The following is a 23,211-nucleotide window of genomic DNA, read 5'->3' on the forward strand; positions in this document are numbered from 1 at the left end:
GGTTACGGCCGACGAGGGGTGGGCTCTGTGAGAGAGATCACGCAGGCGCGTCTAGGAGGGTGGAAATGCCTTGTGCATGGCGATCACCGCCGCCTTGGTCTGCTCCTGCACGTAAGGCGCAAGCTCGTTCGGCAGCATGTCGATGATCCAGACCAAGCGGCATGTCGCCTCGCCGTCGGCAATCACCTGCACCGAAGCGCTGTAGTGTTTCAGCCGTTCGTTGTTGATCGCGTAAACCAGCCGCTGCCGCCCGTCGTCGCAATCGACCAGCACCTCGCGCGCGACCGAGCCGTTGGCAAAGGTGACGATGCGCGCGTCGCCGTCGAGCGAGCACGTCGTGACGAAGCCCGGCACCAGCCGCTGATGCAGCGCGCCGAAATCGCGCACCGCATCCCAGACGTCGCGGGCCTGGGCGGGGAGGGAGATGTCGTTGTGGATGGAGGCCATGTTGCTTCCTCATGAAACAGAATTCGCAGGGTGGGCAAAGGCGCAAAGCGCCGTGCCCACGATCTGTCGATGATCGCGACGGATGGTGGGCACGCTTCCGCTTTGCCCACCCTACGGCATCGCGTGCGCCGCTAACGCTTACGTACAAACCGCCTCGACATTGTTGCCGTCAGGATCGATCAAGAACGCCGCGTAATAGGTCGGGCTGTAATCCTTGCGTGGGCCGGCGCCGCCATTGTCGTGGCCACCGCTCTTCAGGCCCTCGCGGTGAAAGGCCTTCACCGAATCATGGTCCTTGGCGCGAAACGCGATATGTGCGCCATCGGCCTTGCGTCCCTTGTTCAGATGCAGCCAGAGCGCCGGCTCGCCCTTCGGCCCGAAGCCGGCATAGCCGTCGCCGCTCGAGCACAGGATATAGCCGAGCGGTGCCAGCACCGCGGTGTAGAAGCGCGTCGCAGCGTCGAGGTCGGCTACGCGCAGTCCGATATGGTCATACATGGTCGTCTCCATTGCAAAGCGCGCCGCAAGTGGCGCGCGCCGGAGACGACCCTAGTCAGTTGAGGGTGAAACGCTCTTGGAGAATCTTGCGCTCACCACGCGCTGCCTGCCGGAATTTTGTCGGCGACATGCCGGCGGCGCGGTGGAAGGTGCGGACGAAGTTGGAGAGGTCACCGAAGCCGACGTCATAGGCGATGTCGGTGACCGCGATGTCGTCGTCCGTGAGCAGGCGCGCCGCGTGCCGCAGCCGCGAGCGCACCAGATATTGATGCGGGGTGACGCCGAGCACGCTGGAGAACAGCCGCAGGAAATGGAACGGGCTTAAGTCCGCCAGACGCGCAGCCTGTTCGAGATCGATCTCGTCATGCGAATTGTCGTCGATCCAAAGCGCTGCCTCGACGGCGCGGCGACGGTCGCGCGCCGTCGGCGCCACCTTCTTGCGGGGCTTGCCCGAAGCGACATCGACAAAGCGGCTCGCAAAAATCTGGCCGACCTCGTCGAGGCCGAGGTCGCTGTTGCCATCTGCCGCCGTCTGGGCGAGTTCGCCCAGCACCATCAGTTCGGGCAGTGGCGGTGTCGCGCCGACCTGCCAGGTCTCGCGCCGCCCGCCGAGGGCATCGACCAGGTCCTCGCTCAGGAAGAACGACAGGCAGACGTCGCCACAGACATGATCGTGCGTGCAGGTGTATTCGTCGCCGGGCGCGCCGACCAGCAGCGAGCCCGCCACCAGCTCGAAGAAGCCGGCGCGGCAATGACAGCCGAAGCTGCCCGAGCGCACATAGGCGATGGAATGACCGGTGCGGCACTCGGCAAATGGCGTGTCGCCCGGTCCCGCGTCGCAGCGAAACTCGGAGACCGTCATCGTCTGTGACGTCAGCAGCGTGGTGGCATCCATCCTGGATATTTAGGAGGGCGACCGCGGCGGGGCAACGGGCAGCAGCACCTCGAACAGCGTCTTGCTGGCGATCGGGTGAGCGCCTTCGAGCGCCAGCAGCCGCCGCTTGGAGATCACCCCGCCATAGGGCGAGATTCGGTCGGCATAACCGCCCGCTTCCAGCACCCGGTGGCAAGGCACGATGATCATGTAGGGATTCCGAGAGATCGCCTGCGCCACCGAATGCGCCGCCCCCGATGCGCCCAAAGCCTTGGCGATCTCGTGATAGGTCCGCGTCTCCCCGCGCGGGATGGTGCAGGCATACTCATAGACCCGCCGATTGAAGGCCGGCACGTCGCCGGCGTCGAGACTGACGTCGGAAAAATCCGGCTCGCTGCCCTGCAGCAAGGACACGATGCCCTCGATCGCGAGCTCGGTGTTAACAGGCACCGCCTGCTCGCGCGCCTCGGGATGGACCTGGAAAATCCTGCGGCGGGTGTCGATCTCCCGCGCCTCGGGCAATTGCACGGCGACCACGCCGGAGTTGCTCCAGACGATGCCGCAACGGCCTATTGCCGTGTCGAAAATCGCGTAAGCACGCCCCACCATGCACACGCCCCACTCAGTGCAGGTCCCCAGACGTTGGATCATAACACCGCCACAATTGGGCGCACCTGGAATCTTGCCGGGACGTTGACAACCGTCCAGCCTGGCGCGCCAAACCGCTTGGCGCCGGACACGGTCTCGGCTAATCAGGATGGGTGCGGAAGACGCGCATCGGCGGGCGTAGTTCAATGGTAGAACGGCAGCTTCCCAAGCTGCATACGAGGGTTCGATTCCCTTCGCCCGCTCCAGTCGCCTTTACCCAATGAAACAAGGCCTTCCCGGACGTTCCGCATCCCGGATCCTCGTTGGTTCCGAAAATCGCGTACAAGCCCCGTACAAAAAATAGCCCGGAATCTAGCGGATGGTGCGTCGGCATGCCCTGCCGGCGGACGAAGATCGCCCCCGGCACCGGCAATATCACGTCGGCACCACCATCATCATGGTGCCGACGACGATGCCCATGATGATGATCGCGAGCGGAGGGTCTGGCTACGCAGCTTCGGCGCGGTTACCCGACGAGTTCTCTTTGGACGAGATGTTGAAGTAAGCGTTCGGCGAACCAGCGTGCGTACGCTCGGCGGAGAAGCCCATCGCCAAGCCGCCGCGTTTAGCATGCCGTTCGAAACGTAGTCTCGACGCTCTGCTCGCCGAGCATCTCCGCAGTTCTCGAGGACGCGCGCCTCAGCGTGTTCGGCGGACTCGCCGCGGTCCCGCGACACGCAATAACCAAAGCCGCTGAGCTCGGGCTCGAGGTCCGTCGCCCATGTCGACATGGATGATCTTTCGCAACTCAACCGCCATCGCCGCTGTTTGGCTTTGAGCGCCAGTCAGCATCCATGGGGCCCAAAACGATTTGATCGGGGTCGGCCAGGGCCGCTTGAACCTCTTCATCAGTCACAGCGAAGCGCATGAAATTTCTGTCCTTATCGTGAAGAGATGTGAATGTATGCCCATCCGGCATCAAGATTTTATTGGGATCGCTGAAAGTGTGCCGCCCAATGAAGGCCGCCAAGCGTGCCGGGTCGTGTCTATCAGCGAGATATGGATTGAAATTCCGGCGAGTGTGAACCTGAGAAACGACGGCATTCAATTCTGGGTTCCAGAAGTAGGTGACGCGCGTGGCGTCATCGTGAAGCACCGTACCGTCATAGAACATCGTCGCCGCCACTTCGGCGAACTGGATGGGATGTAGCGCATGTCCGCCTAGAAAATCCCAAGTTTGACTTAAGAATCGACGATGTAACCCACCATCGAAGAGGCAGATGACACCGAGCGTACCCGTGCGGAGGCCGACACCGAGCGTGATCGGATTGTCGAAAAAATCGAATGCCTCAAATCGTTTGTCTCTTTCGTCTATTCGGAATCGGTACAGCGAATAGGGCACGTCGTAGAAGTATCTGGGAATGGCAGGGTCTCCGGCGTAACAGGCGACCATCCCTTTCTTCATCGCAAAAGCTCTTTCGATCATCCCGAGGTAGAGCGTGCCTGGCATGATATCATTGGGAATTATGCGATCCGGCTCCGGAAGATCACGGGTGCGGAAGTCAATCGCCGCTTGGCTCTTACGGATGAGGAGCCAGAAGATCTTTCCAAGCCATAAAGCGAGTTCCTCATCATCGAGCTGGTCGACGGAAGAAAAAGGATCATGCGACGTCAACAGCGGAGCGAGGCGGGTCTCAATCGCACCGAAAGTCCTGTTGTTGCATCGCTGGCAAATGCGAAGCTTTACAGTATCGTACCGCTTGCCGGTGAAATTCGGGATGTTTAGCCGACGGGTCCAAAGATTATGGTGGCGTTGCAGCCACTTCGGAAAAATGTGCTCCTCGTCGGACGGAAATCTCGCGAAAGATCGGCCACATAACGCGCAATGTGTAGATACGTCGCGCGGCTTGAGCACGTCAGATATCATCCTAAGCGACATCGATCACTCTTTCAGGTACCCTCTCGGGCTGCCGATACGGCCAGATCTTCCTTTACGCCGCGGGCGACGATCCGGAGCGCGCCGTCCGTAAGCGGCCGCTGTAACTTGAGGGCCTCGTCCGCGGGTGCGGTCATCCAAGTCTCGACCTCGTCAGGCGTCGTCAGGATCACGGGCATCGCCTTCGGGTGGATGGCGCCGACCTCGGCGTTCGGCTCCGTCGTGAGGAAAGCGTAGAGATCGTTGGCAGTCTCGCCTTCCTTGATCTTCCTGACAGAGGTCCAGTTCGTCCAGATGCCGGCGAAGCACGCGAGGGGGCGGGTCTCGTCAAGTGCGAACCAGATGTCACCGCCCGCGGCCTTGTTGAACTCGCTAAACGAATTGAACGGCACCACGCAGCGATGCTCCGGGTCCAGCCAGCGCGTCCAGTGCTTTGACTTCACGTTCCGGATGTTCGTCGTACCGCCGTCCGGCTCCATCCGCAGCAATTCCTTGAAATCGACCGGCTGGCCCTTGGCCTCGAGCTTAGTGGCGCGGTTCCTGGTGGCCTCCATCAGCGCGTGCTGCGAGGACGGCATGCCCCACCGCGCGGTCGTGAGTTCGCGGCCGTCGGCGCCGGTTCTGATGATCGGCGCCTTGTAATCCGGGAACACGCCAGGCATGGGCGCGAGGTTGCCGACGTACCGATTGACGACGCGGAACAGCGCGCTGATGGCGGCTTGGTTGGTGGTGATCGAGTAGAGATTGCACATGAGCCGGACCAGTAAACCCTAGTTCGAGTCCTCGTCGCCGGCGCGATCGCGAAGCGGCGCTTCGGATCGGGGACTCACTCCTCGCGCGGCTCTCGCCGCTTCGCTGTCGATCCTGAGATCGAACGACGTCGGGTTCGCTTGCAGGTCCCTGTACAGCGTCCGGACGATAGCCTGATAGACCTCTCGCAAGAGTGAGTTGGTTTCGACGAGCAGATTCCCGATCAGCGTGATCCCTTCGTCGAAGACCGACTGGATCAGGTACAGCGGCGTTTCGCCCTCCTCCGATACGTCGAACGGCTGCGTCGTCATCCTCATTATCTCCTCGTCCGAGTGCGCCATCATAGTGTTCCGCATATCGACGAGCCGGGCGTGGAGTGCGCGCTTTTGGTCGGACAGCTTGAGGCCGACCATCTTCATGGTGAGCGGCGGCGTCCCGCCCCGCGACTGGGTGAAAGGCCTTGTGTAGGCGACCACGAGCGTCGTTTCGAAACAGCGGAAACGCCGCAAATCGGCTGTGGAGTAGCTCGCATCCTCGTCGCAGTCGTAGAGGAATTCGCACGCGCTCAGGGCCTGCTGCAGATCGTTTTGCGAGTACAGAAGGCGCCGCCTGCGGGCGTCCGCGTACTGCGTCATCTTCTCCGGATTCGGTGGTGCGGACATGATCGCGGAACTGCCTCCTCGACTACAATCACGGCCCGGACGGATCGTGCCGCGCCCGAAATGCCGGTTGCGGCGGCGTGGCCGGCGGGCGCCGCCCGGCCTTAGCACATTTGCCGCAGCGGAGGCGTGGACGAAGGTCGTCGGCGGACGTGACGACGCGGCGATGTCGACGTCGCGCCTGGCCTTGCGGTCGCCGCCGCTGAAGGGCGTGGGATGGTGCTTCGGCGCCACTCGCCGGCGCTCAATCGAAGGAAGGCCAGCAGCCGTCCTCTTCGTGCCGCGCGGTCCGTTGCTGGCAGGTCGCGTCGAGCAGGCGCTGCCCCACCTCTTTCCAGACCGCGTCCGGGCCGTAGAGCCTGACGGCGTCGGCCTTCTGGATTTCCACGATGCTGCTGCAGCGGTTGCACGCGACCCGCAGCACGTGCCGGCCGATCTGTGAAACCTTGCTGGACTGAATCGGGCGGCTGACCTGTCTCTCGTCGGCGCTGGCGTCCTTCAGGACGGCGTCCCAGTATTCGGCAGACATCCTGTCGCCGGGACCGACCGCGGGCGACAGGGGGCCGTTTGTGCCGACCGCAGCGCTGGCAGCCAGCTTTTCCATCTGTTTGGGACTCGGCATGCGCCAACTCGCTGGTCTGTCAGAAGCCATCGAGCGACTAGAACATAACAAGAACAATGAGGTCGAGTTGGAACTTTGGCCACCCAAAAAAGCCTACACTGAGGTCGCCGCGATCGCGGCATGTTATGGCTTTTTGAAGGAACCCTAATTATAAATAGCGAATTGGCTCCTCAGGTTTGGTTTTCATGAAGCGCAGCGATCTCAGCCATAAGATCCGGGAAACTCTAAAGCGGCTGCCTGCCCCATATGATTCTCACTATGGGATCGTCCCGCCGGCGCCTCCGGAAGACGGCGTCTTTGCACCCGGTGCCACGAAAGCCTTGGAGGCTGCTCAAGCGGCGTTCGGCAAGGTCGACGCGATCGCAGCCCAGATGAAGGACCCCTACATCGTCAGCCGGGTACTGACCAGACGCGAGGCGGTCAGTTCCTCGTCAATCGAGGGCACCCAGAGCACTCTCGACGAATTGCTTTCTGTCGAGGAGACGGGCGACGACGGCGCCCGGGACGAAGCGCGCCAAGTCCGCAACTACGCCGTAGCCTTGGACGGATTCATCCCGAAGGCCGCCGATGATGGATACAGCGTCTTCACGATGGACCTGATCAAGGATCTCCATCGCGCAGTGATGAAGGACGATCCGGATTATCAGGATATTCCCGGCGACCTCCGCTCGCGCGTCGTGTGGATCGGCGGAAACCGGGACATCGCGTACTCGAGCCTGAATCCTCCGCCTCCTGCCGACGTCCCCGACTGTCTTGCACAGACGGTCGATTATCTCCGGAACGAGGGGATGCAGCAGATGACCCAAGGGTTCATCACGCGCATGGCGATCGCGCACACTCATTTCGAGGCGGTACACCCCTTCCGCGACGGCAACGGTCGCGTCGGCCGCCTTCTGCTTCCGCTCATGATGGCCGCGGAAAAGCACGTGCCCTTGTACCTTTCGTCCTACATCGAGAGCAAAAAGGGGACGTACTACGCCTCGCTCAAGGATGCTCAGCAGCGGCTCGACTGGGAGCCGATCATCACGTTCATGGCGGACGCCGTCACCGGTACCGTCGAAGAGCTCATTCGGACCCGCACGGCGTTGTCGGAATTATCGGAGCTTTGGCGAGAGCGCCGGAAATTCCGGAAGGGATCCGCGGCCGCGCGCGCGCTTGACGAACTTCACAACTATCCGGTCGTGACGGCCAAGCGACTCGGCGAACTTCTCGGGATCAGCGCTCCGCAAGTCCACCAAGCCATCGCGCAGTTGGAAGACGCCGGCATCTTGGAGGAAAGGACCGGCTATGCGCGCAATCGCGTCTACGCCGCCTCCGAGGCTCTTGGCATCATCAACCGCCCGTTCGGCGAAGACCCTCTTCTCCCCGGCAAGATCGAACCGAACGAGAATTCGGAGAGCCCCGAGCGGACGTGATGCCCGCTACTCCCTGACGGAGAAACGGGTGAACGCGGTGAGGGTCTGCAGCCTCGGGGCGATGTCCCGCAGGTAGATCGCCGATTTGAGGAAGGCGATCTCGTCGTCGACCGCCGTCTCGCCGACGTCGACGTACCAGGACCTCGGTTTTCCGTCGCTGCCGTCGCTCCATCTGTAGCCGCGCCGCTTCAGCGCATCCTTGAGATCGAACGGCGACTGCTCGGCCCACACCTCACCGTCTTTCTTCGGGCCCGCTCTAGCAGCACCGCAAGCGCCGGCGCGCCCGCGGCCGGCAGTTCGGCGGCGAGGATCTCGAGGAGGGCGTGGCAGTCGTCCACGGCCCTGTGCGCATGGTGAAAGAAGCCGGCGCCGTTGAGCAGGTATCCGAGTTGGGCGCCCGCGAATCCATGATGGCGCCACTCCACTTCGGTTGCCGAGCAATCCCATGCCTTGTGTTCGAACACGGCCCAGAACCGTTCGGCGAATTTCCTGTCGAACGCTGCATTGTGCGCGATCGTTATGACGGAATCCTGGACGAAGGTTTCGACGGCGGCCGTTTCGATGCGATGGCCGGCCACCATCTCTTCGGTGATGCCGGTGAGCGCTGTCACCTCCGCCGGGATCGGTATCGACGGCTCGTTGAACGAGGTGAACACGTCGCGGACGCCGACGATGCGGCCGTCGCCGACGGAGTCGAACTTCACCATGCCGAGTTCGATGACCTCGTCCTTCTGCAGAGGCCGGTGGTCTCGACGTCGAGCAGGATTCCTGTCTTGACGGCCTGGTCGGTCGGCGAGGCCGAGATCCGTCGCGGAATCAGGCGTCGGAGGACGCGATAGTCTTGCGATTGGCCGAGTGCTCCGCCATCTCGGCCAGACTGAGATCGGTGCAACATGACCCCCTGCCAACTAACTGCCGCGGCCCGTCCGACCGCGGCGGAAACTATCACGTGGACTGGCTCGGAAGACCGATTCCGTCGGCTTTCTTCACGGCACAAGCGAGAATCCGTGTTTCGGCTTCGCCGCCCAGCGGCGGATGTCCTTGTCGCCGACCTTGACCGTGCTGGCCTTGACGAGGCGCAGCCATCGCTCGTCGGTGCGGTAGAAATCCGGGCGTTCGTCCTCACCGAGGATCAGGTTGGACTGGTCGGCGAACAGGACGAGTGCGGTGGCGGCATGGTGTCGCGAACTGTTGTATCGAATGCCGTCGACCTTTCGCTTTCCAATCTTGACCGCGGTCCGGACGTATTCGGTGACGATCTGGGTCGGCACGTACTCGACGTGAACCCGGTCGTCGCGCGCGATCGGGCGGGAGATTTCCCTGCTGATGCTGTGGAGGAATCCGAGGCGCGGCCGCGGATCGCCCATGGTGTCCGACAGTTCGGCGAACACGCTGGGCACCTCGGGCAGGCGCGTGAGATCGAGGATCAGCAGGTCGCGATCGTTGACGAACTCGCCCACCGCGTACGTGCCTGGCTCGTCGGCGGTTTCGGCGAGTGCGGTCTCGCGGTCCTCGGCGGCATAGGTCATGACGACGCCCGGCGGGCTCATCCGGTTGGTCTTGATCGCATGATCGGTCGGCGGCGGACCGAGCGTACCGGCGGTCTTGTAGTGCGCTCCCTTGCCCTGCCATCGTGCGCGATAGACCGGCGTGCCTGCCGGGAGCGCCACGAACGCATCGGCGTCTTCAGCGTAAGAGAAGATGGTGCGCAGGATTTCGGCAGGAGAATAGAGTTCGTCGTTGTCGGGCCACGGCTTGTTCTTCGCCTCCTGCAGGAAGAAGTAGCGACGCTTGTGTTTCACCATCTCGCAGAAGCGTTCCCAACTGAACGTAAGTTGCTGCGCCGGCGAAAGCGCGTAGGGCTCGACCTCGCCCCACAGTTCGCTGTCGACTCCGTTGGAGATCGCCTGGCGGAGCCGGTCGCCGACGTCCTGGGGAAAGTCGAGGCCCAATTCGTCGAAGATTTCGTAGGTCCACCAGGTCTCACCCTGCCAGCCGCCTTCGCGGCTTTCGTAGGCCAGGCCGGTGTTCGCAGGATCGTCGTAGTAGCGGTGGATGGTCGCGTTGATGTGTTCGATCACCTCGTCGAGCGGAGCGGCGATCGGCTCGTCGCCGGTCGCTTCGCAGAAGTCGCATTCGGTGCGCTCGGCGTGGTTTGAGCAGAAATCCTTCATGCCCTGATCGCCGAAACATTCTGCGCAGACGAATTCGTCGTTACCTTGGTAGCGCGGCACGCAAACCTCCCGTCATGTCACCGCCGCGGCTGAAGATTCGGCGGAGCAAATATGTAGTAGCTCCCGCGCACAGATTCACTCGGATCCCCCGACGGTCATACCGCGGGTCTGTCACGCGTGGGGCTTTCTTCGGCGGGGAATTCCGGCGGCTCGCCAGCAAGGTTCTTTTGGCCGTCGTAGGAGTTCGCAGGGAAGGCCGCACCGGCTGCCCAAAAGCGAGCGAAGTCGTCGTGCCTGCTCAAGGAGACCGGGCGATAGGCGCCGTATCCGTCGTCCAGGCGGACGGCCTCGGCGTCGAAGCGCCGGTAGACGCTCTCGTGGATGATGCCGTGTAGGCCGCCGTCCGGCAGATCGCGGTGCTTTTCCGTCCAGGTGAAGCCCGTCCACCGCGGGATGGAATCGAAGCCGGCGGCCACCTCGTCGTGCTGCGGGCCGTCCGGATGCGGCCAGACCCTCAGCAAGTTGCGATCAAACTTCAGACCGTGCGGGACGGCTGCCGCCCAGCGGGTCATCCAGTCGAGCGCGATGTCCGAGAGCCGCGACTCGTTCTCGGGGTAGCCACCGCCGACGTCGGCGTGGTCGCCGGCGAACCAGACCTGCTCGAACCACTGGATGCCGTTTCCGTCCTTGCCCGCGCCGCGCGGGCTCGACCAGGCGACGCGCGCGAAATCCTTCCTGTTTTCGTCGATCGAGATCGCGTGCCTGGCGTAGCTGACCTGCGCGCTCAGTTCGGTATCGTAGAACTGCATCCAGAGTTCGTTGAGATGCATGGTGCGCAGCTTATCGCCCCGATCGTAGCCCTCGACTGTGAAGTCCCACTTCAGGTGCGTGTAGACGTAGACCACTAGCGCGGTGAGGGCCGCGAGCGCGATGACGCCGCCGAACACGTTGAGGAAGGTGAAGTACGCCAGGAAGCTGTCAGCCGGCAGAAAGGCGACCAGCACCTGGACGACCGCCGCGAACACGGCGACGCCGCCTGCGAAGACGCAGGTGAACAGCAGGAAGGTCGGCAGGTTGCCGAGCGCCGCGACGGTGTCGAACACGCCGACGAAGTACGGATAGACGTTGGCGTTCTCCGGCGCAGCCGCGTCGGCGGAGCCATAGCGCCGCCGGAAGGCGCGCGCGATGCGCACGCGCGTGTCGAGCAGGAACTTCTGGCGCGGCGTCGCCTTGTCGGTCTTGCGCGGCTCGGTGAACTGGTAGACGTGCTTGACGGCTTCGGCGGCGAGCTTGCGCACCGAAGCGTCGTCGAGCTTGAGGGGCGTCCCGGGATCGTCCGCGGCATGCGTCGGGATTCCGCAGCGTGCGACGATGCCGCCTAGACAGCGCACGGTGTACGCGCCCCTCGAAAATCCGATCATGAAGATGCGGTCGCCCGGACGCCACAACCGGATGAGCGCGGCGTAGCAGTCGATAAGGTTGCGGGTGATGCCGAAGCCGGTCGCCTGCGCCACCGTGTTGTGGATCCAGCGCAGCGCCTTGCCGAAAATGTTGACGCCGTCCGCCTCCGAGCCGAGGCCCGGATCGTAGAACGCGACCTGATCGCGAGGATCGATGGCCGAATCCGGGCCGCAGCGGCTCGCGCGGTACATCTTGTAGACGTTCGTGCGGGCCTCGTCGAAGCGGAAGCCACCGGCCTGGCCGGTGCCGTCCGAGTAGATCACGATGTTGCGGCCTGCCGGCTCGATGTCCTCAAGTCCATCGCTCATCGCGGATAGCCTCCAAGCAATCTATTTCGGTTGATCTAGCCAATTTCTTCTGTCGCATCGTGGCGTCCAGGCGATACTTTTTTCGATAGGCCTCCAGGAAATCCTGGTCGCGACAGATGCACCTGCCGGACGTATCTTGAGCGTGCGGGTCGGCAAGAATGGCGGCAAGCGGACGCATAAGATTGATCCGTGTGCTGGTCGCTGATGGGACCGGCAGACCTTCGGCATGCTTGACGAGGTCTGCGGCCAAACCCAATCCCGCAAGTGCGGATTGAAACGCCATCGGAACGATGGCCGCGCCGGCATTGCCGGCGCCGGTCAGCCCGATCATAAACCCGCCGCAAATCGCCTTCTGGTAAAAGGTGCGCAGCGGCTGACCGACGAACGACGATAGATCGGCATAGGGGACGTTGAAGGCGGTCGCGACCCTCTGGACAAAATTGTCGGAGACGCCGGCGCTGTTCTGCAGGAGCGCGCGTACCTCCATCTTCGCTTCGGGAAGTCTCAGTTCCTCGGCGACCTTTTCGTCTTCGCTCTTGATCGTCCCCGTCGGCATGTAGAGGCAGGCGAGGCACGCCTTGCCGTCGTCGAAGCCGTGTCTTGAGATCCCGAGGTCGAGCTGCTGGGTCCAGGCGTTCACGATCCAGCGGGGCAACGAAGCCTGTACGCCGATGCGGTCCGGCCCGTTGTCGAGCGCGACCGCGACGCGTTCGAAGTACCGCTTCTGACGGCTGCCGACGTAGTCGCTCCATGGCATGGGCTGCCCGGCGACGCTGAGGCCTTTTCTCTTGAGGATTCGTTGCGCTAGGCGGGATTTGGGCTGACCGACGTCCTTCTGAACGGCCATGACGTATCGCTGGAGGTTCGATAGATCGACCGTGTCATGGTCGACCGCATGGAGAGCTCCCGTGAGACCAGGAACGCGGCTTAGCGCCCACATCGCACCGTGTCCGATCGCACCGAGTCCGACGAGATACGCGTCGCCGAGGTCGATCTCGGCGGGGAGGGGCGGATTTTGCGCGCCGGCTTGGCCGTAGTCGAACAGAGAGACGTCGATCCGCTGGTCCAGTTCCCCGCGTGTAAGCTGTCCGGCAAAGACGAACCGAAAGACGTTCGCGGTCGCGAAGCAGGCAGCAGCGCCGGCGCCAAACGGGTTCGTGGTCGCGCCGGAGCCGAGCGGGCCGTCTGCGGAGATCAAAGCGCGCCAGCCGTCCGATCCGGCGAATATCTTGGTCATGGCGCCGGCGGTATCGGTCGAGCCGACGACGATCGCGACGCTCGAGCGAGTGATATCGCGCTCGACATCGATACGGTCGTTGATCTTGCGAGCCAGTCGCTCCAATTCTTTCCGGTATTTCTCCGCCTCGCCGCCGGCACATGCAATGGAGATCGTCGGGTAGAGCCGCGCGAGTACCCTGACGCAGAGGTCCAATGTCGCGCGTCCTTCCGGCGACGCGGCTGCCGCCTCGTCGAAGGCCAGGCCGATCACGTGTCCGGACAGCGTCGCCTTGTACGCTTCCAGATTGAAGTTCATGAGGACCTGGGACGCGGCCGTAGCGGTCCGGTCGAAGAAATTCGCGAAGGCCATTCTAGTCCTCGATCACGATCGTTTGGGCGGCGCGCGACGGGGCGATTTCCCGCCAATGGCCCGAACCGTCCAGCCGATAGGACGCAAGCCGGCCGATATCGAACACGCCGGAAGCGAAGTCCGGCACCACGAGCGAGAAGCACCCGACCGTGGTCGCGACCGCGAATTCGTCGTCGGTGCTCGAGTGGTAGGCGCGGCCGGGGTGGCTGTGGATTTGCGCGATCAACGACAGGCCGTTGCGGTATAGCCAGACGTTGATGCGATGGAGCTCCTCGGCGCCGGTGATGACGCATACACCGTCGGCGGTCCGGATGTGGCGCTGCGCAGGAATGACGGCCTGATCGACCTGAAATACCGCGCCGTTCTGTCTTCCGACCCAAAGCCCGAGGCCTTCGTAGCCTTGCCGACCGACGTCGCGCAGGTGCTTGTGGACGATTTGGGCGTCGCGCCGCTTGACGACGACCTTCTCGACGTCGACCAGACGCATCATTCCGGGATTCCCATCGGGTTCGGGGCGAGGCCCTGTATCTGAATCTGGATGTTGTACGCGGCGAGAGGATCTGCCCCGTAGATCCAAATCTTTTCCAGAATGAAGACCAAGGAGCCCTCGCCAGAACCCCGATGCAGTAGCCATGAATCCCCCGTGTGGGCTGGATTGTCGTGATATTCGCGGACCCCGGGCAGGCACAGGAAGGGAAAATCGTCCGGCTTGTTCGCCTGTAGCATCGCGGAAAGCTGGATCGCGCCTTGCTGAATCATCGCCGCGATCATCTCGGGCGGAGCACCGGGCATGGCAGGACGCCTGAGCATCTGGAAGCCGACGTTCGACGCCGTCAGCCGCTCGCGTGTGAAGGGGTCGACGAAGCGGACCGATGGGGGTTGCAGATCGTAATCGGCAAAGTCGACGATCACGGCGGCGACGATCGGCGCCGGCTTGATCTTGGTCGCGGCGAACGCGACGAAGACCTCCGGAAACGTGGCGCCGAGCAGAAGCCAACCGCGCTTTCGGTAGGTCGCCTCCAGCATGCGGTAGGCGGCGACCTCACGATCGAATTTGGCTCGCGAGACCTCGGGATCCACGACCTGTGGCGCTGCGGTCAACCGGCCACCCCCGCCTTCAGGCTCAGGAACAGGGTCGTTTCCTTGCCGAAATGATATTCGCCCACACGCTTTTCGGGATCGAGCAGGGTGCCGGCCTCGTTCTTGATCTCCCAGTTTTCCGGCGGCTGGGCCACGTTCTGGGTATCGTGCAACGCCTTCTTGCGGACCTCGGCCAGCGTTTCGTCTTCCTTGGCCTCGACGACGGTCGGCTGACCGTTCACCACCACGGTGATCCGGACGCGGTGGTCGTGACCGTGATCGTGGTCCTTCTCGCGCTCGCGACGCGCCTCTTCTTCAAGCTCGTGCTCGCGCTCATCAAGATCGTGCTTGATCTTCTCCTCTGAACGGATGACCTCGTCGACGCCTTCGATTTCCTTCTTCAGGAATTTCGCCTCGCGTTCGAGCTCATCGGCGGTCTTGTTTCCGTGCTCGGACATGGGTAGCTATCCTCTCTGGCCTAAGCCCAAGGTTGCGTGGACAGCGGATTGGCTGCCATCTACAAACATCTGCGCTCGCCGAGCCGGACTCGGACACGAAATTTTTCGTCCGAATTCGGCGCCGGTCGCGCATTCGAAGATAGGGTTGCCCAGCTGGGGGCCTCATGAGGTCCGACGATATCGATGGAGAGGGCCCGGGCGGTGCCCGCCACACGGCGGAGCAGATCCGGGCGATGCTCGAAGGCCTGACCGACGACGACCATCGTCGGTTGACGGCCATCGTGCGCTATTTCGCGCCTCGCACCGATATGACCGAAGACGACCTGCGGCAGGAGGCCTTTCTCAGGGTCCTGTCGAGCCGGACCTGCAGCGTCGACGTCGGGATCGTCGAATTTCTGGCCGGCACCGTCAAGAGTATCGCTTCCGAGACGCCCCGCGCCCGCAAGAGGGCGAGGGATGGGGCCGGGCTCGAACTGGTCTACGTGCCCGAGTATGGCAGTGGCGACTCTTCGGAACCGGTGGACCGTGCTACGCCTTCTCCCGAGGACCAAGCTCTGGCACGGACCGTGTATGCGAAGGAAATCGAGCGGGCAGGCAAGCTCGTCGCCGGAGACTACGAGCTCGAACTGCTGGTCGAGGCGTTGGCCGAAGGATACCGCGGAAAGGATCTGGAGAGTGTGCTTGGGACCGACACCAAGGGATTGGCTGCAGTGCGGAAACGATGGATTCGTAAATTGCAGGTAGGCTTTCCAAACGGCGTGCCACTTTGAGGATGCGACGATGAGCGACAAAGAGCGTGTCGACCGGCTCGACGATGCGATAATCGAAGAGATCCTGGGAATGAGCGGAGCGGAAACCGCCGCGCTCGTTGGAGCCGCCGACGTTGCGGCATCGCGAAAAAGCCTGGCTCAAGCGAAAGGGATGGTCGGGAAGCTGCGGCTGGCGCGGGCGAAAGCCGACGTCGCGCTGGACGCGGCAGGCGCCGCGGCGATCCGCCCGAGGACGGACGGACACAGGGTGAATACATTGCGGAAGTCGGATCCGGCTCTGGACAAGAAGATGACGCTCGCCGCCAGAAGCGGGACGGCGAACGCGGAGGCGGATGCGGCCAGTTTGGACGAAGACCTGGCGGAGCTCGACGCATGGGAAGCGCAGGATCTAGACCGGTCGTGAGCCGACGGCTGACTCTTCCCGAGCAACTATTGCAGGACTTCGGGATAGAGCGTCCGGAAGAGATCGATCTGCACGCCATCGCCTGGGAGCTTGGTGCGCGCATAAAGTACCGCGAATTGCATTCGTGCGAAGCGAGGATCGTGGGTCAGGGCGGCCGTGCCATCATTACGGTGGATTCCAAGGCAACACCTCGTCGGAAGCGGTTTTCGATAGCTCATGAACTCGGGCATTGGCATCATCACCGCGGACGCTGCCTGATCTGCCGGACGGATGAGATCGGCAATCGACGGCGCTCCGTAACGGATCCCGAACGCGTAGCCGATGACTACGCGTCGGACCTGCTGCTGCCGCGTTATCTGCTCGAGCCGATGCTCAAGGCCTGTCCTCGCCCGACGCTGAAGTTCGTGCGGGAGACGGCCGAGGCCTTCGATGCGAGTGCTACTGCAACGGCCTTGAAGATCGTCGAGACCGATCGATTTCCCATCATGCTGGTTTCCCATTCACAGAAGGGGAGGGCCTGGTTCAGAAGAGCGCCGAGCGTACCGGAGCACTGGTTTCCTAAGCAGGAATTGGACCATGAGAGTTTTGCGTTCGCTGCTCTATTCGGGAAGAACGAAGACAGAGGGGGTCCCAGACGCATCGGTGCCGACGCATGGTTCGACCATAGAGGTGCCGACGATTTCGAGATTTATGAGGAAACCTTCCGCGTAGCCTCCGATCAGATATGCACGATACTGTTCTTCAACGACGCCAAGATGCTCCGCGAGTAACCGGTGGGCAATGGAGTTGAAGCCGAAGCGATGGCGGGCCATGGCTGTCGCCTCGATCAGGCGACCAGTCCCTTTGACGATGTCACCCTCCGAGTCTCGACAGGTACCCTTGGATTGAAATCGAATGCTCGCGCTGCAAGACTAAGCGGGACGTCGACTTAGCGACGCTGCCCCATCCGCCACACAACCTTCGTCCAATACTTGGGGAGCCGGCTTCGTTGCAGCAAATTATGCGCCCAGACCAATCGCCGGCCCGCTGCCGGACCAGGCGGCGGGGTGTCGTTTTGCTTCAAATCCTTGGCTCAAGATGCAAGAGTGATCCAATCGACCAGGCCGGAAGTCATATAGACGATGGCGCCCCGACGCGATCCGGTCGCGCGAAGGTACTGGACGAGTTGTCGCCGATAGGTTGAGAACTCGGCCTCCTTGGGATCGACGTCGCTCTTCCAGTCGAAGACGACCATGCCTTCATCGTCGCGGGCGATCGCATCAGCTCGGCCGCCGACCAGATCGTCGGGACCGGCCGCCGTGCCGTAGACCGGCACCTCCGCCACGAGCCTTCCGCGATATCTGTCGACGTCCGGCAGTCGCAGCGTCCGCAGTGCGGTCGAAGCGAGCTCCCGTACGTCGATCGCGGCGTGCGTCGGAGCCATCGAAGACAATTGATCGAATAGTTCGTTGGACCGGGCCGTGGCGGCTTCCAGGTTCTCCTCCAACTCGCCGGAGATGAGCTCCTCCATCAGCTTGTGGAGAAGGATGCCGCGGATGCGGCCTCCTTCGACCGTGGTCTCGGCTCGTGGCAGCTCTTCGCCCGTCTCGAAGGACAGTTCGTCGGTGATGACGTCGGGATCGCCGTCGCTCGGCTTGATCCAACGGACGCGGGGCGCAGCTTCGATGCGCGATCGCTCTTCCGTGAAGATCTGCGCGGTCTGCCCGTTCGCCACCGGCACGCGCGAGGCGACGGGCGTTCGGGGTAGGCGGCCGATGTCGAGTTCGGGAACGGTGTCCAATTTGAAGTCGAGAAGCTTCGCCCAGGAAGCGTCGTTGCTCCATGAGAAGTCCGGAATGACCAGGAGCTCCATCGCCCGGGTGCATGCGACGTAAAGGAGCCGCACGTTCTCTTCCCTTTTCTCCTGCTCTTCCGTCCGCAGCGCGTCGCCTAGTCCCGGCGGCACCACCTGGCCCAGCGCCCAATGCAGGCTTTCGTCCTGTCTCCTGTGCACGAACGTCTCGGCCCGCCGCGGCATGGACGAGCGGTTGATCGGAATCACGACCGGCCACTCCAGACCTTTGGACGAATGCACGGTGACGATCTCGATCGACTGTCCGTCGGCCTCCATCATCCCTTCCGGTGATGCCGATCCGCTCGACCATTCGTCATCGATGTCCCTGGCGAACTGGACGAAGCCGCGGACGTCGTAGCTTCGTGCCCGTTCGACGAAGCCGTCCACGTTCGCGAGCGCGCGCGCCGCTTGGTCGCCGCTGCGGGCGGCGACGATGGCGCGGATGCGCAGACGCTCGATTGCCTCGGCGAGAACGAAGGCGGGCGCCGTCGCGTTGATGCGGCGGCGCAGGTCAGTCAGAATGGTCAGCACTTCCCGTGCGACGGGGTTTCGGACCGCCGCCGGATCGGTCCGGAGAGACAGACCTGAGATCCGGTCGCGGTCGACGGGAAGATCGGCAGTGATGTCGAGCAGCTCCTGCTCGGTCAGGCCCACGAGCGGACCGCGCATGAGCGCTCCCAGCGCCAGCGTGTCGTGGGTGTCCGCCAAGGCGCGGATCAGCGCTACCAGATCCTGCGCTTCCTGCCGCTTGTAGAGGTTTTTGCCCGCCTGCGAAGCGAAGGGCAGTCCAGCCTCCTCGAGAGCGCGTTCGTACCGCCAGAGGTCCGTGGAAACCGGTGCAAGGAGAGCGATGTCGCCCGGACACAGGCGCCTGGTCTCGCCGTCGTTGAGCTTGATATCGACGTTGCCGATGAGGCGCGCGCAAACTTCGGCCACGGCCTGGGCTTCCTCGTCGCGGGCACTGTCGACCCTCGTCAACGGGGGAAGCTCTACGGAAACCTTCGCCACGCACGGCAAGCCGTGCTCGCTGGCCGCCCTCGTCGTCTGCAAGGCCACGTAACCGGCCTGCTGCGACGAGAGCCGCTCCTCGAAGCATTGGTTCACGTGGTCCAAAATCTGGCCGCGAGACCGAAAGTTCGCGGTGACCCTGAGGATATTGTCGGGGAATTGCGCCTCGATCGTTTCGCGCACCCTGAGATACGTCGCCAGGTCCGCGCCGCGGAATGAATAGATGGCCTGCTTCGGATCGCCGACTACGAAGAGGTGGCCCGGCCTGAGCGATCGCGCGTGCCAGGCGCGGTCGTCCTTCGCCGTTCCGCACAACAGAAAGATGATCTCCGCCTGCACGGGATCGGTGTCCTGGAACTCGTCCACCAGAAGCCGCGAGAAGCGCTCGGCGGCGGTCGCCCGGACTGAATGATGGTCGCGCAGCACCTCGCGGGACGTGAACAGAAGGTCGTCGAAATCGAGGACGGCGGCCCGCCTCTTGAAGGTCTCGTACTCCATCATCACTTCGTCGAGCTCGCCCGAGAAGATCCCGATGATGGCCGTCGCGATCCGTCCCATCAGCGTGCAGTAGGCCTGCCGGCATCGGCCGAAATGCTCTTCCGCCTGATCGGCAAGCCGCTCGCCGTCCGCACCGCCAACCTTTCGCCACAGCGTCCGGCGTCTGTAATCCCGAAGATTGGACGTGCCCTTGCGCATGATCGGCAGCCATGCGGGATGCGCGAGCTCCAGCAGGCCTTCGAAGTCGGGCAGGGGATCGAAGCGCCCTTGGAAGTGGGTGACCAACGCCTCGAGCGCGACGATGTCTGGATCGGCTTCGGGGGGTACGTCGACCCGGTCGCACCAGCGCCGGAATTCCCGTACGCTCTCCGCGAATTCGACGTCCGCGTGCGCATCGAGATCGGCGGGCAACGGCCGCGCTCCCCGATGGCGTCGGCGGAATTTGGCGAAGCTGCGCAGCAGTCCTTCGGCGTTGATCGGATCACGCCGAGCAACCGATGCGATCGGATCCCCGGCCGCCGGCGCGGTCCGGTCGAGCCTGCCGCGCCACCACCTGTCGAAGATCGCGTCGAACGCGAAGTCGGCCTGATCTCCGTCCAGGACATCCGCGCCGGGATCGATCGCGGCTTCGACGGAATACGTCTTCAGGAGGTCGTGGCAGAACGAATGGATCGTTCCGCAGGTTAGTTCGTCGAGGCGCTTCGCGGCGGCGCGCAGCATCGCGGTCTGGGCGGCGTCGGGACCGGAGGGCAGGGCCGGCCGGAGCTCGTCAGGAATCCGGCCCTCGAGTATGCGATGGAGGTAGGAGGCGATGCGCTGACGCAGTTCGCCCGCCGCGAGTTCGGTGAACGTGATGGCCGCGATCGACTGCGGATCGACCCCGCGCGCGAGCAGCATCACCACGCGACCGGCGAGCAGGGACGTCTTCCCCGTGCCTGCTGCGGCTTCGACCAACAGGCAGGACTCCAGATCGGTCAACGCCCTGAGACGTTCGGCCCCGTCGACCATCTCCATCACGGAGCGCTCCAATATCGCGAGATGGCTGCGTTGATCTTGTTGCTTGCGGCCAGCTTACGCCTTTCGTATCCGGGCGACGCCGGCAGCGCCAATCGAAGTTCGTTCGACCTGTCGAACGAAAGCCGGCCCGAGGTGACGACGCCTTTGCGCATCATCGAGACCGCGACGTTGACGAAGGCGGCGATCTGCTCGATGGCGGCATCGAGATCGGGAAGCCTGACGGCGAGAGTATCGCCGCGAAGATAGAGAAGCCGGGCAACCACCGTCGGTTCGCCATCGAGCAGCTGTCGGCAGGCGAGTCCGTACAACGCCCGCTGCAGCTCGGACCCGCCCTGGATCACTATGCGTCCCGCGTTCCTGGGCGCTTGGCCGGTCTTGTAGTCCCAGACGCGGACGGCGGTGCCCGAGCTGTTGATATCCAGCCGATCGATCGATCCGCCCAGGGTGACGGGCGTCCCAGGTATCGCGACGGGAATGGTCGGATCCCACGGCAGTTGCCGCTCCGTGTCGACGACGTTCGATTGGCCGAACGGCACTTCCGTCCAGCTTCGAGTACCCGCATCCGTTATTTCCTTCCGCAGCAATCCCGCGAGAGCCAATGATGCCGCGAAATCGACGGTATTGCGCCAAAGCAGCGCCGGCGGCGTCTGTCCCCGCAGTGGCCACGCGTCCCTGACGACCGACGAGGCGTCCGTGAGAGCGGTTTCGATCTCCGCGTCCGACGCGCGTGCATATCCGGGCTTCGGCTCGAGCGCGTCCACCGCGCGCCGAAGAAGCTCGTGGACCAGCTTGCCGAGCTCGACGGGCAAGATCGTCAGCGGCTGCTCGCGATCGCGAGGCGCATTCCAGCCTAGCGCATAGCGCCACACGAAACCGAGCGGATCCCGTAGCATCCTTTGCAAGGATGTTGCGGACTGCACGCGTTCGATTGATCTCACGACGACTGGATGTTCGGCGTCGAACTTCCCGTCGTGCGGCGTGAACCGCTCAAGATGCCAATCGCGCCAGCAAGCATCGGCCGATCGTACGCGCTCGACCTCGGACGCGTCCTGGGGGCGGGCCATGAGGCGATCGGCCTCGTTCCAGGCGTACTCCGGAACGCGCGCTCTCGAGAGCTGCTCCTCCCTCCGACCTTCCGAAAGGGGACTTCGGCCCACTCGGCTTCCCTGCGCGCTTCGGCGCCCGCGAGAAAGCACGGCTCCGCCCGTGGCCGCCTCGACGACGATGCGGAAATGTCGTCGGTCGGCTTCGGCGACCGGATCGACATCGACGATCGCGCTCGAAAGAACGTGATCCGGAACGAGGGAGTCGTTGCTTTGCCGGCGAGGCCAGTGCCGGTCCGTCAGCCCGAGAAGCCGGACGTACGGGCGCGGCGCGGTGGCCAGCTCCCGTGCCGAGCACCACACCACGGAGTCGGCAGGGTCGTGATCGGACTCGAAGCGCGAGGTCCGCAGTGAGAGCTCGATGGCCTCCGGAGGAGCGCTGCGCAACGCGCTCTGCCATAGCTGGAGCGCCCTACCGTGCAAAACGAGGACCGCGGCTTCGGCCGCCGCCGGGATGCCCCGCGCTAGGATATCTACGATCGGCAATGCGGCCGCCGCGCCCGCCAAAGACGCATTGCTCGCTGCGGCCGCCGAAATAGCGCGTCGCCACTCATCAGGGCGCGACAAAGTCGCGCCGCGTGGCAGCGCTGCCAGCCAATTCGCGGGCAGGCTTTCGAAAGCGCTGCGCTCGCCCCGGCAAAGGGAAACAAGACGTCGCAACCGTTGCTGGTTCAGACCGTGTTGAAGCACGTCCGCCAGCGCGGCACACCGCTGACCGTCGCGGGTCGAAAGCGCGGGAATCCCGTGCGGAAAGGCCAGCCGGAATCCAGCGTCGGGCGCGAGAGCGCGGAAGTAATCGTCCCAAGGGGGCGTCCCCGCAGTAGCGATCGCGATCTCGTCCGGCCGGGCCGCGCCTGAAGCGATCAGGTGCCGCGCCCATCGCAGACTTTCGACGGCCTCGTGTGACGGATCGGCACACGACACGGCAGAGGGCGCGGGACGTTCGTCCTGTGGTGACCGCACGATCCTTCCCCCGAACCAATCGGTTTCCGCGTGCGGCGACGCGATCCATTCGACCGGGACCTCCCTCGCCAACGCGTCGATCAGGGGCCGCCAAAGCGGGGGAATAAAGGATAAGCGATCGATCGTCAGCGGTCCGATCGTACGGGCCGCGTGCCGTATCCTCGACAGAGCCTCCTCGCGCAAATCGATCGGAAGCGCCGTCGCGAGCGGCAGCTCGCGCCGAACGAGGTCCTCGATCGAAGCCAGATCGGCGAGGCGTGCATTCTTCGCGTCCGTTCTACGAAGAGAGACGTCGGCATCCCAGACCTTGCGCAGCGCGCGAGAGACCGCCCGCGTCATGCCCGGAAGATGCCGCACCTTCTCGATGTCGCGGAAGCCGCCTGCCGCGAGGGCCTGCTGGATCGCCCGATCCAGATGCTCCGAAGAAACCGGCGCACTGAAGCCTCCGGCGAGGCGCGCCGCCAAATTGGGAAGCGTGAGGATCTGCAGGCCGTTTTCGCGGGATCGCGCTGCGGCCGCACGGCGCATCCGGAACGCCAGCGCGCTGCCGACTATTGAGGTTCTCAATTGCGCCATCGCCTTTACTGGCCGCCTTTTTGCCTCATCCGATTCTCATCGTATCACCCCGCATCGAAATAGCCGGGAAAATGGCTGCAGATTCGCAAAAAAGCGGCTTGGCGGTCAAAGCGGCGAATTTGACTTCCTCACCGCGACAGGTGCGGACTCGTTGACCGGCTCTCAACTGGCGGCCTTCTTC

The 23,211-nt window shown here is 63.6% G+C and carries 21 protein-coding genes, 1 tRNA gene and 3 pseudogenes; 7 read left to right on the forward strand and 18 right to left on the reverse strand.

Going from position 1 to position 23,211, the window contains the following annotated elements; genetic code table 11:
* Window positions 1-51: 51 nt before the first annotated feature.
* The 4 genes from QY049_RS20455 to QY049_RS20470 all read right to left on the reverse strand — a co-directional run bounded on the left by QY049_RS20455 (window position 52) and on the right by QY049_RS20470 (window position 2,428).
* Complete coding sequence (locus QY049_RS20455; protein WP_301269873.1) at window positions 52-447, reverse strand: SRPBCC family protein; 396 nt, start codon at window positions 445-447, stop codon at window positions 52-54.
* 138 nt (window positions 448-585) lie between these two features.
* The gene (locus tag QY049_RS20460) at window positions 586-945 is read right to left on the reverse strand and encodes a VOC family protein (RefSeq protein ID WP_301269874.1); all 360 of its coding nucleotides are present in this window, start codon (window positions 943-945) and stop codon (window positions 586-588) included.
* Between the two features lie 55 nt (window positions 946-1,000).
* Window positions 1,001-1,840 carry a helix-turn-helix transcriptional regulator gene (locus tag QY049_RS20465; RefSeq protein ID WP_301269875.1) on the reverse strand — a complete coding sequence of 280 codons (840 nt, stop codon included), beginning with the start codon at window positions 1,838-1,840 and terminating at the stop codon, window positions 1,001-1,003.
* Window positions 1,841-1,849: 9 nt separating this feature from the next.
* A complete protein-coding gene (locus tag QY049_RS20470; RefSeq protein WP_301269876.1) occupies window positions 1,850-2,428 on the reverse strand; it encodes a methylated-DNA--[protein]-cysteine S-methyltransferase in 579 nt (192 codons plus the stop codon).
* A 171-nt stretch (window positions 2,429-2,599) separates the two neighbouring features.
* Here QY049_RS20470 and QY049_RS20475 point away from each other — a divergent pair.
* Window positions 2,600-2,673: transfer RNA gene (locus QY049_RS20475), tRNA-Gly, on the forward strand.
* 113 nt (window positions 2,674-2,786) lie between these two features.
* Window positions 2,787-2,972, forward strand: coding sequence for a hypothetical protein (locus QY049_RS20480; RefSeq protein WP_301269877.1), 186 nt, complete (start codon window positions 2,787-2,789; stop codon window positions 2,970-2,972).
* Between the two features lie 243 nt (window positions 2,973-3,215).
* Here the strand turns inward: QY049_RS20480 and QY049_RS20485 are convergent, their stop codons facing one another.
* The 5 genes and pseudogenes from QY049_RS20485 to QY049_RS20505 form a co-directional block, all read right to left on the reverse strand.
* A complete protein-coding gene (locus QY049_RS20485) occupies window positions 3,216-4,346 on the reverse strand; it encodes a hypothetical protein (protein ID WP_301269878.1) in 1,131 nt (376 codons plus the stop codon).
* Between the two features lie 11 nt (window positions 4,347-4,357).
* Window positions 4,358-5,095 (reverse strand): SOS response-associated peptidase, encoded by a 738-nt coding sequence (locus QY049_RS20490; protein WP_301269879.1) that lies wholly within the window; start codon window positions 5,093-5,095, stop codon window positions 4,358-4,360.
* A gap of 18 nt (window positions 5,096-5,113) precedes the next feature.
* Entirely contained in the window at window positions 5,114-5,755 is a 642-nt protein-coding gene (locus tag QY049_RS20495) for a hypothetical protein (RefSeq protein WP_301269880.1), read from the reverse strand.
* Window positions 5,756-5,783: 28 nt separating this feature from the next.
* Window positions 5,784-5,986, reverse strand: a pseudogene (locus QY049_RS20500) (hypothetical protein).
* 10 nt (window positions 5,987-5,996) lie between these two features.
* A complete protein-coding gene (locus QY049_RS20505) occupies window positions 5,997-6,374 on the reverse strand; it encodes a hypothetical protein (RefSeq protein ID WP_301269881.1) in 378 nt (125 codons plus the stop codon).
* A gap of 185 nt (window positions 6,375-6,559) precedes the next feature.
* On the opposite strand from QY049_RS20505, the gene QY049_RS20510 reads away from it, so the two are divergent.
* Window positions 6,560-7,789: a Fic family protein gene (locus tag QY049_RS20510; RefSeq protein WP_301269882.1), complete on the forward strand. Its 1,230-nt coding sequence runs from the start codon at window positions 6,560-6,562 to the stop codon at window positions 7,787-7,789.
* A gap of 6 nt (window positions 7,790-7,795) precedes the next feature.
* Here the strand turns inward: QY049_RS20510 and QY049_RS20515 are convergent.
* The 7 genes and pseudogenes from QY049_RS20515 to QY049_RS20545 form a co-directional block, all read right to left on the reverse strand.
* A pseudogene (locus tag QY049_RS20515) lies at window positions 7,796-8,684 on the reverse strand (3'-5' exonuclease).
* Between the two features lie 91 nt (window positions 8,685-8,775).
* Window positions 8,776-10,023, reverse strand: coding sequence for a HEPN-associated N-terminal domain-containing protein (locus QY049_RS20520; RefSeq protein ID WP_301269883.1), 1,248 nt, complete (start codon window positions 10,021-10,023; stop codon window positions 8,776-8,778).
* A 95-nt stretch (window positions 10,024-10,118) separates the two neighbouring features.
* Window positions 10,119-11,732: a DUF2235 domain-containing protein gene (locus QY049_RS20525; RefSeq protein WP_301269884.1), complete on the reverse strand. Its 1,614-nt coding sequence runs from the start codon at window positions 11,730-11,732 to the stop codon at window positions 10,119-10,121.
* Window positions 11,716-13,320 carry an E2 ligase fold family C protein gene (locus tag QY049_RS20530; RefSeq protein ID WP_301269885.1) on the reverse strand — a complete coding sequence of 535 codons (1,605 nt, stop codon included), beginning with the start codon at window positions 13,318-13,320 and terminating at the stop codon, window positions 11,716-11,718. The genes QY049_RS20525 and QY049_RS20530 overlap by 17 nt, the downstream gene beginning before the upstream one ends.
* A gap of 1 nt (window position 13,321) precedes the next feature.
* Window positions 13,322-13,810 carry a Mov34/MPN/PAD-1 family protein gene (locus tag QY049_RS20535; RefSeq protein WP_245448423.1) on the reverse strand — a complete coding sequence of 163 codons (489 nt, stop codon included), beginning with the start codon at window positions 13,808-13,810 and terminating at the stop codon, window positions 13,322-13,324.
* Entirely contained in the window at window positions 13,807-14,400 is a 594-nt protein-coding gene (locus QY049_RS20540; RefSeq protein ID WP_301269886.1) for a putative metal-binding protein, read from the reverse strand. The genes QY049_RS20535 and QY049_RS20540 overlap by 4 nt, the downstream gene beginning before the upstream one ends.
* 17 nt (window positions 14,401-14,417) lie before the next feature.
* Window positions 14,418-14,858 carry a DUF2604 domain-containing protein gene (locus QY049_RS20545; RefSeq protein WP_301269887.1) on the reverse strand — a complete coding sequence of 147 codons (441 nt, stop codon included), beginning with the start codon at window positions 14,856-14,858 and terminating at the stop codon, window positions 14,418-14,420.
* Between the two features lie 164 nt (window positions 14,859-15,022).
* On the opposite strand from QY049_RS20545, the gene QY049_RS20550 reads away from it, so the two are divergent.
* From QY049_RS20550 to QY049_RS20565, 4 genes and pseudogenes are all read left to right on the forward strand, one after another.
* Complete coding sequence (locus QY049_RS20550) at window positions 15,023-15,628, forward strand: hypothetical protein (protein ID WP_301269888.1); 606 nt, start codon at window positions 15,023-15,025, stop codon at window positions 15,626-15,628.
* Window positions 15,629-15,638: 10 nt separating this feature from the next.
* Window positions 15,639-16,031, forward strand: a complete 393-nt coding sequence (locus tag QY049_RS20555; RefSeq protein ID WP_301269889.1) for a hypothetical protein — start codon at window positions 15,639-15,641, stop codon at window positions 16,029-16,031.
* The gene (locus tag QY049_RS20560; RefSeq protein WP_301269890.1) at window positions 16,028-16,801 is read left to right on the forward strand and encodes an ImmA/IrrE family metallo-endopeptidase; all 774 of its coding nucleotides are present in this window, start codon (window positions 16,028-16,030) and stop codon (window positions 16,799-16,801) included. The genes QY049_RS20555 and QY049_RS20560 overlap by 4 nt, the downstream gene beginning before the upstream one ends.
* Before the next feature lie 89 nt (window positions 16,802-16,890).
* A pseudogene (locus QY049_RS20565) lies at window positions 16,891-17,149 on the forward strand (hypothetical protein); the annotation flags it as partial.
* On the opposite strand, the gene QY049_RS20570 reads toward QY049_RS20565, so the two are convergent.
* Together QY049_RS20570 and QY049_RS20575 are read right to left on the reverse strand one after the other, a co-directional pair.
* Entirely contained in the window at window positions 17,104-20,385 is a 3,282-nt protein-coding gene (locus QY049_RS20570) for an exodeoxyribonuclease V subunit beta (RefSeq protein ID WP_301269957.1), read from the reverse strand. The pseudogene QY049_RS20565 and the gene QY049_RS20570 sit on opposite strands and share 46 nt — an antisense overlap.
* Window positions 20,385-23,030, reverse strand: a complete 2,646-nt coding sequence (locus QY049_RS20575; RefSeq protein ID WP_301269891.1) for a PD-(D/E)XK nuclease family protein — start codon at window positions 23,028-23,030, stop codon at window positions 20,385-20,387. The genes QY049_RS20570 and QY049_RS20575 overlap by 1 nt, the downstream gene beginning before the upstream one ends.
* Window positions 23,031-23,211 lie beyond the last annotated feature (181 nt).

Source organism: Bradyrhizobium sp. WYCCWR 13022, from assembly GCF_030435535.1.
Classification (GTDB): domain Bacteria; phylum Pseudomonadota; class Alphaproteobacteria; order Rhizobiales; family Xanthobacteraceae; genus Bradyrhizobium.